The sequence below is a fragment of the Gilliamella sp. App6-5 genome (assembly GCF_001690525.1).
GTDB classification, from domain to species: Bacteria; Pseudomonadota; Gammaproteobacteria; order Enterobacterales; family Orbaceae; genus Gilliamella; species Gilliamella apicola_H.
Genome location: NZ_LZGT01000004.1, coordinates 135,927 through 148,326 on the forward strand (window position 1 = coordinate 135,927; position 12,400 = coordinate 148,326).

General features: G+C 34.0%; 14 protein-coding genes. 2 read left to right on the forward strand and 12 right to left on the reverse strand.

Translation table 11 applies throughout. The features are described from left to right. Positions 1-9: 9 nt before the first annotated feature. The 4 genes from degS to A9G24_RS01065 form a co-directional block, all read right to left on the reverse strand. Positions 10-1,062: an outer membrane-stress sensor serine endopeptidase DegS gene (gene degS, locus A9G24_RS01050; RefSeq protein WP_065637378.1), complete on the reverse strand. Its 1,053-nt coding sequence runs from the start codon at positions 1,060-1,062 to the stop codon at positions 10-12. A gap of 130 nt (positions 1,063-1,192) precedes the next feature. Next, positions 1,193-2,566 (reverse strand): Do family serine endopeptidase, encoded by a 1,374-nt coding sequence (locus A9G24_RS01055; RefSeq protein WP_065637379.1) that lies wholly within the window; start codon positions 2,564-2,566, stop codon positions 1,193-1,195. Between the two features lie 81 nt (positions 2,567-2,647). Next, positions 2,648-3,052: a YhcB family protein gene (locus A9G24_RS01060; RefSeq protein ID WP_065637380.1), complete on the reverse strand. Its 405-nt coding sequence runs from the start codon at positions 3,050-3,052 to the stop codon at positions 2,648-2,650. 51 nt (positions 3,053-3,103) lie between these two features. Continuing rightward, positions 3,104-3,565, reverse strand: coding sequence for a DUF721 domain-containing protein (locus tag A9G24_RS01065; RefSeq protein ID WP_065637381.1), 462 nt, complete (start codon positions 3,563-3,565; stop codon positions 3,104-3,106). A gap of 509 nt (positions 3,566-4,074) precedes the next feature. On the opposite strand from A9G24_RS01065, the gene A9G24_RS01070 reads away from it, so the two are divergent. Further along, on the forward strand, positions 4,075-4,506 hold the full coding sequence (locus tag A9G24_RS01070; RefSeq protein WP_065637382.1) for a DUF3597 domain-containing protein: 432 nt from the start codon (positions 4,075-4,077) through the stop codon (positions 4,504-4,506). Between the two features lie 98 nt (positions 4,507-4,604). Here the strand turns inward: A9G24_RS01070 and pth are convergent, their stop codons facing one another. The 8 genes from pth to A9G24_RS01110 all read right to left on the reverse strand — a co-directional run bounded on the left by pth (position 4,605) and on the right by A9G24_RS01110 (position 10,823). Next, positions 4,605-5,189, reverse strand: a complete 585-nt coding sequence (gene pth, locus A9G24_RS01075; RefSeq protein WP_065637383.1) for an aminoacyl-tRNA hydrolase — start codon at positions 5,187-5,189, stop codon at positions 4,605-4,607. Positions 5,190-5,262: 73 nt separating this feature from the next. After that, positions 5,263-6,210 (reverse strand): ribose-phosphate pyrophosphokinase, encoded by a 948-nt coding sequence (locus A9G24_RS01080; RefSeq protein ID WP_065637384.1) that lies wholly within the window; start codon positions 6,208-6,210, stop codon positions 5,263-5,265. 255 nt (positions 6,211-6,465) lie between these two features. Further along, positions 6,466-6,843, reverse strand: coding sequence for a hypothetical protein (locus A9G24_RS01085; RefSeq protein ID WP_065637385.1), 378 nt, complete (start codon positions 6,841-6,843; stop codon positions 6,466-6,468). Positions 6,844-7,046: 203 nt separating this feature from the next. Further along, complete coding sequence (locus A9G24_RS01090; RefSeq protein WP_065637386.1) at positions 7,047-7,715, reverse strand: SMI1/KNR4 family protein; 669 nt, start codon at positions 7,713-7,715, stop codon at positions 7,047-7,049. A 484-nt stretch (positions 7,716-8,199) separates the two neighbouring features. Further along, positions 8,200-8,634: a hypothetical protein gene (locus A9G24_RS01095; RefSeq protein ID WP_065637387.1), complete on the reverse strand. Its 435-nt coding sequence runs from the start codon at positions 8,632-8,634 to the stop codon at positions 8,200-8,202. A gap of 137 nt (positions 8,635-8,771) precedes the next feature. Next, positions 8,772-8,999 carry a hypothetical protein gene (locus A9G24_RS01100; protein WP_218056175.1) on the reverse strand — a complete coding sequence of 76 codons (228 nt, stop codon included), beginning with the start codon at positions 8,997-8,999 and terminating at the stop codon, positions 8,772-8,774. A gap of 163 nt (positions 9,000-9,162) precedes the next feature. Beyond that, the gene (locus A9G24_RS01105) at positions 9,163-10,518 is read right to left on the reverse strand and encodes a PFL family protein (protein WP_065637388.1); all 1,356 of its coding nucleotides are present in this window, start codon (positions 10,516-10,518) and stop codon (positions 9,163-9,165) included. A 35-nt stretch (positions 10,519-10,553) separates the two neighbouring features. Then, a complete protein-coding gene (locus tag A9G24_RS01110; RefSeq protein ID WP_065637389.1) occupies positions 10,554-10,823 on the reverse strand; it encodes an ACT domain-containing protein in 270 nt (89 codons plus the stop codon). Between the two features lie 143 nt (positions 10,824-10,966). On the opposite strand from A9G24_RS01110, the gene A9G24_RS01115 reads away from it, so the two are divergent. After that, complete coding sequence (locus A9G24_RS01115) at positions 10,967-12,181, forward strand: pyridoxal phosphate-dependent aminotransferase (RefSeq protein WP_065637390.1); 1,215 nt, start codon at positions 10,967-10,969, stop codon at positions 12,179-12,181. Positions 12,182-12,400: the final 219 nt, after the last annotated feature.

The window sequence follows — 12,400 nt, forward strand, 5'->3', positions numbered from 1 at the left end:
AGGCACTTGTTAAACGGATAACTGACCTATTGTCACTTGTAGTTCAATTCTTTCCCCATTTCGCAAAACAATAATGGGGACAATCGTTCCTGGTTTCAACTCGGCAATTTGATCCATGGTTTCAACAATAGATTTAACAGGCTTATTATCCACCATAATCAAGATATCATTAGCTTGTATACCGGCTTGTAAAGAAGGTCCTTCAACATTGGTGACTAAAATACCTAATACCACTGGCATATCACTTGGATTTTGAGTTGGCGCAAATTCTAATCCATCAATACCGATATAACCACGAATAATTTTTCCATCCTGAATCAACTTATTCATGATCTTAACAGCTAAAGAAGCTGGAATTGCAAACCCAATCCCTTCCGGAACATCATTACCCAAATTTTTTGCAAAGGTGAGAGTATTAATTCCCATTAATTCACCTTTAGTATTAACTAGTGCTCCGCCAGAATTACCGTGATTTATTGATGCATCAGTTTGAATAAAATTCTGTCTCCTATATGGGCTTAGCCCATCGCGGCCTGTAGCACTAATAATACCTTGTGTGATAGTTTGCCCTATATTGTAAGGATTACCTATCGCTAAAACCACATCACCAATCTTCGGCTCACGCTGAGGATTAATGGCAATAGTTGGAATATTAGAGGCTTCTATTTTTAATACGGCAAGATCAACAAGTTTATCAGAGCCTACCGATAAAGCCTCAAAAATTCGTCCATCTTGCAGTGCAACAATAATTTGCTCTGCATCTTCAACAACGTGATAATTAGTAACAATATATCCCTGCTCACTCATTATTACCCCTGAACCAAGTGGAGTAATTGGACTATCTTGTGATTCTTGAGAAACAGAATTAATTGAGCGACTATAAATATTAACTACTGCGGGCGCAGCAGTTTTTACGGCATCAGAATAACTTAAAGGTTCGTTACTGAAAATAGAAACAAAAAAATGCAATTGCTTTCCATTTCGTAATGAAGGAAAAATAATTAATAACGCAACGGCTAAAACTACACCGATTAATATTGGCCATAAAAATTTTTTAAGCATTGCCGTCAGATGATAGTGATTAGATATAGCAATGATTCTAGCATATATAAAAAAGTGTTAAAATCACTGTTTTTCGACGATGCCAACGCATCGACGAAAAACAGTTAAATTACCTCTAGTTTGAAGAAAATTATCTTAAAATGAGATAAATTCGGCTATCTCCTCGTACTATATTAAGCGCAATAACAGACGGATTACTATCAATGATTTTGCGAAGTTCTGCAATATTAGTTACTCGCCCTTTGTTAACGCCTGTAATCAGATCTCCCTCTTGCAAGCTAAGTCGAGAAGCGGGTGAGTTTTTAGCAATCTTTTCAATTAAAACACCTTTTTGACCTTTAATTTCACCATTACTAAGTGTTGCACCATCAAGAGCAGTATGCAATGATTTTGCTTCAGTTGCTGCCTCATCGCTGTTTTTGAGTTTTACCTCAACAGACATTTGTTTACCATCTCGAATTAAGCCTAATTTTACAGTTCGCCCAGCACCAGTTGTAGCAATTTTTGCACGTAATTCAGCAAAACTATCAACAGGTTTACCGTCCATTGAAATAATAATATCGCCAGATTTAATTCCTGCAGCTTGTGCCGCTGAATTTTCAATCACTTCACTAACGAAAGCACCTTTTTGAACATCAACATCAAATGCTTTTGCTATATCCGATGTCAGTTCATTTCCTTTGATGCCAAGCACACCACGTTTGACCTCACCAAACTCAATAAGCTGCGATGTTAAACTTTTTACCATATTACTAGGAATTGCAAAGCCAATCCCAACATTACCACCACTTGGCGCAATAATCGCTGTATTAATACCAACGAGTTCACCATTTAAATTAACAAGTGCCCCACCAGAGTTTCCTTGGTTAATTGAAGCATCTGTTTGAATAAAATTTTCAAAACCATTCATATTAAGCCCACTGCGAGCCAAAGCTGAAATAATCCCAGAAGTAACAGTTTGACCAATACCAAATGGGTTACCAATAGCAACAGCATAATCGCCAACCCGCAAATTATCAGAATCTGCCAATTTAATCGCTATTAATTTTTTTGCATCATCAATTTTAAGCAATGCTATATCACTTTGTGGGTCTTTACCGATTAGCTTTGCTTTATATTCATGTCCATCATTAAGAGCAACCGTGATTTTATCGGCACCATCAATAACATGATTATTCGTCACAACATAACCTTTTTCGGCATCAATAATCACACCTGAGCCTAGACCTGTAAACGATCTTGATTGGCTATCAGGATAACCAAAAAAACGTCTAAATTCTTCTGGCATATTATTTTGCATTTGCGCAGTACCCTCAACCTTAATACTCACAACTGAAGGTAATACTGTTTCGAGCATAGGAGCCAAACTTGGCTGCTGTGTATTACTATCCATTGAGGTAGGAGGAAAAGAAGCATAAGCATTGGGATATAATGTTAAACTTAACCCTAAACTTAACGCTATAATACTTAATAATTTTTTTTGTTGTTTTAATGAATTAATCATCTGATAACTCTCGCTTTCACAAAAATTTAATCTCTATAAAATTGCTTGACCATTAGAAAACAGCGAATAAAACCATAGTAGTTAAGATTTGTGTTCATCCGCTTTAAATAAACCAGAAGAATTATCTGAATAATCTCTAGGTTGCTTATCAATGATCATTTCTTTTGTTTCATCTGAATCAGAGTTGGAATCAAAATCCAAAGATGTGACTTTATCACCATCAATAAATTGACTAGAATTTTCAGCCATATGTTGATAAAGACGACGAAAATCTTTAGCCATACTATCCAATATCTCAGCACTATGAGAAAAATGTTTAGCAATCATTTGTTTTTGCGCTATTAATTCATCTTTTGCTTGTTCTAGTTCATGTTTAACTTTGGAATATTTACGAGCCTTAGGGCTAATAACGCTTACAAAAATAAAACCAATAATAAAACCAATTACTAATCCAATTATAAGATAAGTAAGCATATCTTTATCCATTATTCACTCCTTATATCTAATTTTATAAAATTGAAATCCAATTAACAGCACTTATTTTGCATGGTTAGCAAGTTTTATCAATTGTTTTTTTAACTTATCTGGTGCATTTTCCGCTAATGCATATAAAAACATTGCACTTTTAGCTGTCATCACACTCGATACTAAAGATGACTTAACAGTCTGAGAATGGCACTGTGACAACTTTACTGAAATATCTGGATTAATCTGATATTGGATAGACGATAGAGACGGTAAGATATTTTTTCGTATCTCTGATATTAAATTACTTTGTTCATATTTCAGTCTCGTTAACCAACCCGCTGTGCTTACCTCTAAAATCAATACGCCTTCGCGATAATTAGCCACTCGGCATTGTTGATTCAATGGAGATGGCAATAAATTATTAACCACTTTAGCCAATGTTTTTAATGCATTAGTTCTTTCTTGAATCTTAGAAAAACAAGAGGCTTGAGTTATTATTGACATCAATACTTGTGGCTCATTAAAACGCATATCTTGACTTCCTCTCCTTTCTTAATCAATAAAAAATAAGTTTCTCCTAAAAACTAAAAAGAAGTATTAGTTTAATAATTTACCCTATTTATCGTCAAAAGTCTTATTGAAAAAATTTATTTACAGTTTGATAAAAATTTCTTTACTATAATCTATAATGATGTTCAAAACTTCAGTTAAAGAAAATAGATAACTGATTATGGATTGAAATTTATCAGAAATACTAAAAAAGATTAACCGCAATTTAAGATCGTTTTTTTCATAAAAATTTTATAAATTTGCAGATAGATAATCCTTTTTTGATTGTAATTAATTTGCTTAATATTAGAATAATATTTAAAATCATTGATTAACATCTTGGTAAGCATTGTATCTTAATACATAAAATGCTATTAAAGCATAACGCTTTTGACATTCTATCCTGTTAAGCGTTATATTAATTCTGATATTTTCTACATCTATATCATTAAGCAGTTTTTTATAAGCAGTTTAAACTTAAGAGGTGTAATATGGGTATCTTAAATAACATTTTTTCTAAAGTATTTCCTAATGCTCAAGCAACAGTAGAAAATGCAGTTGATGCTGTGAAAGATAAAGTCGGAAACATCACAGCATCTGTCAAAGACACAGTATCAGATAGCTCAAAACAAATTCAAGATAAGGTCGAGCAAGGCACATCCGCAACTAATGTTGATGTCACCTCGATTCTTGATAATTTAGCTAAAAAGCATCCTGAAGCACTCAACTGGAAAACGTCTATCGTCGATTTATTAAAATTACTCGGTATAGATAGTAGCTTAGATGCACGTAAAAAATTAGCACAAGAGCTAAACTATACTGGCAGTACTGATGATACTGCAGCAATGAATACATGGTTAATTAAAGAAGTCATGAAGAAAATCGCTGAAAAAGGCGGTAACATTACTCATCTCTTTTCTTAATTGAACAATCTAAGATAATGACATTCCACCCAATTTTGGGTGGATTTTTATAATATTCAATCAGATACACATTAACCATTTGTGATTAAATCAATAAACTAAGCCTTAAAAGCGTGTAATTGATTCATCGCAGCATCAATACCTTGAGATAATAAAATATCCGTACAGCGCACTGATTCATCAATAGCTTGAGCGATCAATGCTTGTTCAGGTTTAGAGGGTTTGTTAAGAACGTAGCCCACCACTTTATTTTTATCACCAGGATGACCAATACCAATCCTTAATCGATGAAAATTTAAATTATTACCCAATTTGCTGGCAATATCTTTTAGCCCATTATGCCCACCATGACTACCACCAAACTTAAGTTTAGCTATACCTGGATTCAAGTCGAGTTCATCATGGACAACTAATATTTCTTCTGGCTTTATTTGGTAAAATGACGCCATAGCTTGCACCGCCTTACCACTTAAATTCATAAATGTAGTTGGAACTAATAAACGCACATCATGACCAGAAATATTGATTCGTGATGTGTAACCAAAAAATTTTGGTTCATTTTTTAATGATTGATTATAACGCTGAGCCAATCGTTCAACAAACCATGCGCCTGCGTTGTGCCTTGTTGTTGCATATTCATTGCCGGGATTGGCAAGTCCTACTATCAGTTTTATTGTTGTCATAATATTTTTATTGTCACTGATTTTATTGTGAAAAATGCCCCAAAAGGGGCATTTAACTCAATGATAAAATAGATTATTGATGAAACATAGCTGAGATCGATTCTTCATTACTGATTCGACGAATTGCTTCAGCAAGCATACCTGACAATGTTAATTGGCGAACATTTTTCAATGCTTTTACTTCAGCCGTTAATGGAATTGTGTCGCAAACAACAATTTCATCAATAGCACAGCTTTTAATGTTACTCACTGCTTTACCTGAAAAAATTGGATGCGTTGCATAAGCAAACACTCTTTTTGCTCCTCGTGCTTTTAAAGCGTCGGCTGCTTTACAAAGTGTTCCTGCTGTATCAATCATATCATCGACTAAGATACAATCTCTATCCGCAACATCACCAATAATATTCATCACTTCAGCTTCATTTGCACGTTGGCGGCGTTTATCAATAATCGCCATATCGGTATCATTAAGCAGTTTAGCTATCGCGCGAGCACGCACCACACCACCAATATCTGGAGATACCACAATTGGACGTTCAAAATGACGTTGTAACATATCTTCTAAAATAACTGGGCTAGCAAATACGTTATCGACAGGCACATCAAAAAAACCTTGAATTTGCTCTGCATGAAGGTCAACGGTTAATACCCTATCAACACCAACAGTTGATAAAAAATCAGCGACAACTTTAGCGGTAATAGGAACACGAGCCGAACGAACTCGACGATCTTGCCTTGCATAACCAAAATAAGGAATAACCGCAGTAATACGACCAGCAGATGCGCGACGCATTGCATCGATCATGACGAGCAATTCCATTAAATTGTCATTGGTTGGAGCACAAGTTGATTGAATAATAAAAACATCTTCACCACGGACATTTTCATTGATTTGGACATTAACTTCACCATCACTAAAACGGCTTACAACAATGTCACCAAGAGAAGTATAAAGACGATTAGCTATACGTTTTGCTAGTTCGGGTGTGGCATTACCAGCAAAAAGCTTCATATCAGGCACGAGAAATCCTCAAGCATGTATTCATGATTACTTAATTCGTAATCGGTTAAATCGGGGCTACAATTATATAATCATTTATCTATCATGCTCAACCACAATATAAAAATAAATCAAAAATATTTGATAGCAGATTATAAACAACACGACTACTTTTTACAGATAACTGCAACAAGTTATAAGCAAGGTATAATCCGATTGGCAAGATCAAGTCATCTGAAACAAATAAACGGATCTAGTTATTCTTTTATTTAAAAATTACAGTTCTATAGGGTGTAACATAACATTATCTGGAGTAGTAAAAAATGATACATAGCTACCTATGTCACAGCTGTGAGATGCTTCTATAAAAATAATATCTTTTCCAAGTGACAAAACTAAAAGACCCTGTTCTTCACAAGATATCACTTTTGCATTAAAAACTATGTGGTTATCAATTAAATTGATACTACAATTATGTTTTTCTGCAAGGGTTATATTTTTACCCCACTCAAAAAAATCATTGATTTCTAATTCAATATGATAAGAAGTATTAGATAATGGTTTATTATCTTGCCAATGAGCAGCGCCATGACCTAAATCAGATTCGAATGTGACTAAATGCTCGCCTATTTTACCGTTTAAAGTAATTTTCATTTTGTAATACTATATTCTAACTTAGATAAAATACACTAACTCATACAAATTTTTAGGAAATAGCTACACCCTAAGCTTATCGATAAAAGTCGCAACTTATTACTTTCAATATATTAATTAGTTACATTCACGAGTATTCTCAGGTTTGCAATTTTACTTGCCCACTTTTTTGACTAAGATTGATGCAGCTAGTTTGGTTCTTGTTACAGAAAACCTTCCTCTTTCAATTTAGCAAGTACTTCGCGCCCTTTTTCAGATAACTCCATTTTTTTTAAATAATTAATAAGCCTGTTTTGTGGAGTCATTGATATACTTTCTGGATACTTTATGAAAGTATCTAATGCTTCATCAGGAAAAGGAATATTAGGATTATTATATTCATCTTCATCAGGATTATAATCATCTTCGATTTCTGTTCTGGTAATCATGGATAAAAATGCATCAAAGGAATTTGCGACAAGCTTTAAATTAGTATTTTGTTCTAGGTAACCATTTTTTACAGACAAGTCAAAATAGAGATCATTAACTTCATGATTCCAATAATAAACTTCGCCATTTGGACTTAAGCAAAGTAGATCACCATAATTAAGCGTGGCTATGGCAAAATAATTTTCGGGTATTCTATCTAAATAAGTATCATTAATCTCAATGAGATCTTCATAATATTTCTTTGAAAAACCCAAAATGACCTCTAAGGGCAATGATTCTCCATCACAATCAATACAGTAGTCAAAATTAACCTCAGTATTAAAAACAACTACATTATATCTTTTCAAGAAATCAATATAAGTATTGTTTGAATCTATTTTTAACTTTAACTTTGAAATACGTTTATCAATGTCTTTTGGAACATTGTATTTTGATTTAAACACGTTAACTCCTAATATTTTCATGAATAAAAATGAATGCGTTACTGGTATGAAGAAAGCTATTATGAAATTTTAGCGCCAAAATAATCATATAGTTTTTATCGACATTATACCAGTCAGATGGAACGTTATAAAACTATCTGTTATAGCATTAAACCTTTGGTTAAATTTGAAAATCTATTGACAATAAGTTAAGATGGCAAGCGGAATATTTACTTTTCAGGCTGTGTTTTTTGTAAAAAATATTCAGGATTCTATACCGTTTGGTGATTAATTGAGATTTAGCTGTATTCCATTTGTTAGAATCACAAGATAGAAAATTATTTATTCAATATTATTATGTAGTTAAACCACATAAAACGATTTCTTGAAAGGCGTCTTATGCGTTTTTAGAGAATTATTTTAATCATGAAGTGTCAACAACTCGGCCTTTTTCTACACGTTAAGGATATTTAATGTGCTATAAGAAAATTTAATTTATTACCTGTTAATTTTCCATTTTTTTCTCATTAAGAATATTAGTAAATAAACGATGCATATTCTGACAAAACCTTGAATTTTCAATTAAATCCGGCAATACAAGCACATAATAAAATACATGCTGAAAATGTAAATTTATATCATAAGGCTCAAAATCTGAATCATTATCAAACTTAAACAAAGTCGCAGTTCCATGTAGCTTTGTACTTTTTGCCTCAATGCAAAAACAGCCCTCACCATTAATATCTAAATTGTAGCCATACTCAAGGTGATAATTTTGCATCTCATCATTTTTATAACAAAATAGAAATTCATCATTTCGAAAACGACTTCGCTCACATTGATAATTCATTGATGCTAATTTTTTGAACCATGCAGAAAACACATCATCTATGGATTTATTAGTATAAAATCCATACATAACTCCAGTCCATTCAGCCATATGTCTCTCCTAAATAATTTTTTATTCAAATTTATTATTTTTTCTAAATTCATCCAATTTTAGTGCATCTGGGGAAAATCATCAATATATCCTAATATGGATATATCGGTTTTATTATTTACCTCAGTTAACTATTGTCAAAAATGATTAAAAATCAAATCATCTTTTTCAGTTTGCAGCAAAAAACCATGACGAATAGTGTAAGAGTCAGATAATATGTTTAGTGCATAAAGGAACTCATCTTTATTTTTAATAATCCAACTTATAGGTAAATTCATCATCATATCGATAAGTTTTAATTCATCATTATAGTCTATCAATGAGGGTTTATTGTTAAAAAAGTGGTCAAGTATATTATCTTCCATATTTGGCATCACATCATTGTTAATGAACAAAAGAACTATGATATAAAATAATGTATTAATTGAGATTATTTTATATCTCAAGCAATATAACCTTTTTGATATACCGCCTACTTTATGTGTAGACGGAATAAGAAAAGTCACTAGATTATAAAAAATTGATACATTAATTTTTAAATGAATGAATGGGAGCAGGAATTCGCCCACCACGATTGATGAAATCATATGAGCCAAATTTGCTTACCGGCATGACTGGTGCATGACCTAGTAAGCCACCAAATTCGATATTATCGCCAACTTTTAACCCCACCGCAGGAATAATTCGTACCGCGGTTGTTTTATGATTAATCACCCCAATTGCAGCCTCATCAGCAATAATCGCTGAAATAGTTTCAGCTGGCGTATCGCCTGGAATAGCAATCATATCAAGCCCAACAGAACATACACAGGTCATCGCTTCAAGTTTTTCAAGATTGAGTGCACCGTTATTGACAGCATCAATCATACCTGCATCTTCAGACACAGGAATAAATGCACCACTTAACCCACCAACATGACCACACGCCATTACACCACCTTTTTTAACAGCATCATTAAGCATTGCTAATGCCGCTGTTGTGCCATGAGTGCCAACTGCTTCTAACCCCATTTCTTCTAAAATATGGGCAACCGAGTCACCAATGGCTGGCGTAGGCGCTAATGATAAATCGACAATTCCAAATTTAACACCTAAACGTTCAGAAGCTTCTTTACCAACCAGTTGTCCCATTCGTGTAATTTTAAATGCGGTTTTTTTGATAGTTTCGGCAACAATATCAAAAGGTTCACCTTTAACTTTTTCCAGCGCTCGCTTAACTACACCCGGTCCACTAACCCCCACATTAATCACACAATCCGCTTCGCCAATACCATGAAAAGCACCTGCCATAAAAGGGTTATCTTCAACCGCATTGGCAAACACAACTAACTTAGCACATGCCATACTGCTATTATCTGCCGTTAATTTCGCCGCTTCTTTGATAATATGCCCCATTTGCTTTACGGCATCCATATTAATCCCCGTTTGGGTAGAACCCACATTAACTGATGAGCAAACCCGTTCAGTTTGTGCTAGTGCTTGAGGAATGGATTTAATTAAAATTTCATCGCCTTTATGATAGCCCTTTTGCACCAGAGCTGAAAAGCCACCAATAAAGTTCACACCCACCGCTTTGGCCGCTTCATCGAGTGTTTTGGCAAACGCAACATAATCTTTATCATCGCTTGCGCCAGCAATTAATGATATGGGTGTGACAGAAATACGCTTATTAATAATTGGAATACCGAATTCTGAGGTAATCTCATCGCCGACTTTGACCAAATTTTTAGCTAACCGTGTGATTTTGTCATAAATTTTTTGGCGTGCTTTTTCACCATTACTATCAATACAATCAAGGAGAGAAATACCCATGGTTATTGTACGGATATCGAGCTTTTCTTCCTCAATCATTTTAATGGTTTCGAGGATCTGTTTTGTTTCCATTAGAACTATCCTTTTAAATAAACAACGAATTAATATTACAAACGATGCATAGCATCAAAAATTTCTTCACGTTGTAAGTTGATCTTGACTTTAAGCTTATTGCCCGTTTGGATAAGAGCTGTTTTTACCTCATCGAATGACACTTTAATTTTAGATAAATCAAGTAACATAATCATCGTAAAATATTCATCCATAATGGTTTGGCTGACATCTAAAATATTAATATCTAATTCATACAATTGTTGGCTAATACCGGCAATAATTCCCGTTTGATCTTTACCGATGACGGTTAAAATAGTTTTCATAATACGCTCCGCACAAATTTTAGACATTTAAAAGATATTTATTAAGCTAACTATAATAGCATCTTCAAAAATTATCGAAATAGGAGTAGATTGTTTTTTCATTAAAGCAAAAAAATTATCACAATAACAGAAAGGGCGATATTATGGTTAATTTCCAAAAATCCAATAAATTGGAACATGTTTGTTATGACATTCGTGGACCAATTCTTGAGCATGCTAAACGACTAGAGGAAGAAGGACAAACTATCCTTAAACTCAACATTGGAAATCCCGCCCCTTTTGGTTTTGCAGCACCTGATGAATTATTAGTTGATGTGATTAGAAATTTATCTTCTTCACAAGGTTATTGTGATTCCAAAGGGCTTTATTCTGCTCGTAAAGCAATTATGCAACATTATCAAGCCCGAGGAATTAATAGTTTAGATGTTGAAGATATTTATATCGGTAACGGTGTATCGGAACTAATAGTGCAATCTATGCAGGCCTTACTTAATAGTGGTGATGAAATACTTGTTCCTATGCCGGATTATCCATTATGGACAGCGGCTGTTAGTTTATCTGGCGGTAATGCGGTGCACTATCTTTGTGATGAGGAAGCAAACTGGTCACCTGATCTAGATGATATCAAACAAAAAATCACACCCAAAACCAAAGGAATTGTGATTATTAATCCCAATAACCCAACTGGTGCTGTTTACAGTAAAGACGTGTTGCTTGAAATTGCACAAATCGCGAGGCAAAATAATTTGATTATTTTTGCTGACGAAATTTACGATAAAATTTTATATGATGATGCGCAGCATTATTCAATTGCAGCACTAGCGCCAGACCTATTTGTTGTGACAATGAGCGGTTTATCAAAAACCTACCGAGTAGCAGGTTTTAGGCAAGGTTGGATGGCGCTTTGTGGTCCTAAACATCATGTAAAAGGCTATATTGAAGGTTTAAATATGCTGGCCTCAATGCGCTTATGTGCCAATGTACCATTACAACATGCTATTCAAGGGGCATTAGGAGGCTATCAAAGTATTAACGAATTTATTGTACCAGGTGGGCGACTATATGATCAGTGTATGTTGGCATGGCGCTTGCTCAATGACATCCCTGGTGTTTCATGCACTAAACCACAAGGTGCATTGTATCTATTTCCCAAATTAGATCAGAAACAATTTAACATCCATAACGATCAAAAATTGGTATTAGACTTTTTATTACAAGAAAAAGTGTTACTTGTACAAGGAACCGGTTTTAATTGGCATAAACCCGATCATGTTAGAATTGTTGCTTTACCACATACCGGAGAGCTTCAAGATGCGATCGGAAGATTTGCCAAATTCCTGTCTTCTTATAAGCAATAAAAACAATAGTCCTTTTGTCTATTGCCCTTTAAGTGTATTGGTTGATGGATTACTTCATAAATTAATCAACCAATAACCGCTATCGAACACAATAAATACTATATAAAAAAAGCGCCTTTATTGACGCTTTCAGATTGATGACAAAGAACTCGCTTTTTGGCGAGTTCTTTGATCTAATAGAGAGGAGTCCATTATAAGAGAAGTTCTTCTATGCTAAAA

What these genes read in the sequence shown, in the direction of transcription:
- A9G24_RS01115 (WP_065637390.1), top strand. Translation starts at nt 10,967, where the DNA reads ATGGTTAATTTCCAAAAATCCAATAAATTGGAACATGTTTGTTATGAC.
- A9G24_RS01100 (WP_218056175.1), bottom strand. Translation starts at nt 8,999, where the DNA reads ATGGAAGATAATATACTTGACCACTTTTTTAACAATAAACCCTCATTG.
- degS (WP_065637378.1), bottom strand. Translation starts at nt 1,062, where the DNA reads ATGCTTAAAAAATTTTTATGGCCAATATTAATCGGTGTAGTTTTAGCC.
- A9G24_RS01110 (WP_065637389.1), bottom strand. Translation starts at nt 10,823, where the DNA reads ATGAAAACTATTTTAACCGTCATCGGTAAAGATCAAACGGGAATTATT.
- A9G24_RS01105 (WP_065637388.1), bottom strand. Translation starts at nt 10,518, where the DNA reads ATGGAAACAAAACAGATCCTCGAAACCATTAAAATGATTGAGGAAGAA.
- A9G24_RS01070 (WP_065637382.1), top strand. Translation starts at nt 4,075, where the DNA reads ATGGGTATCTTAAATAACATTTTTTCTAAAGTATTTCCTAATGCTCAA.
- A9G24_RS01095 (WP_065637387.1), bottom strand. Translation starts at nt 8,634, where the DNA reads ATGGCTGAATGGACTGGAGTTATGTATGGATTTTATACTAATAAATCC.
- A9G24_RS01065 (WP_065637381.1), bottom strand. Translation starts at nt 3,565, where the DNA reads ATGCGTTTTAATGAGCCACAAGTATTGATGTCAATAATAACTCAAGCC.
- A9G24_RS01060 (WP_065637380.1), bottom strand. Translation starts at nt 3,052, where the DNA reads ATGGATAAAGATATGCTTACTTATCTTATAATTGGATTAGTAATTGGT.
- A9G24_RS01055 (WP_065637379.1), bottom strand. Translation starts at nt 2,566, where the DNA reads ATGATTAATTCATTAAAACAACAAAAAAAATTATTAAGTATTATAGCG.
- pth (WP_065637383.1), bottom strand. Translation starts at nt 5,189, where the DNA reads ATGACAACAATAAAACTGATAGTAGGACTTGCCAATCCCGGCAATGAA.
- A9G24_RS01085 (WP_065637385.1), bottom strand. Translation starts at nt 6,843, where the DNA reads ATGAAAATTACTTTAAACGGTAAAATAGGCGAGCATTTAGTCACATTC.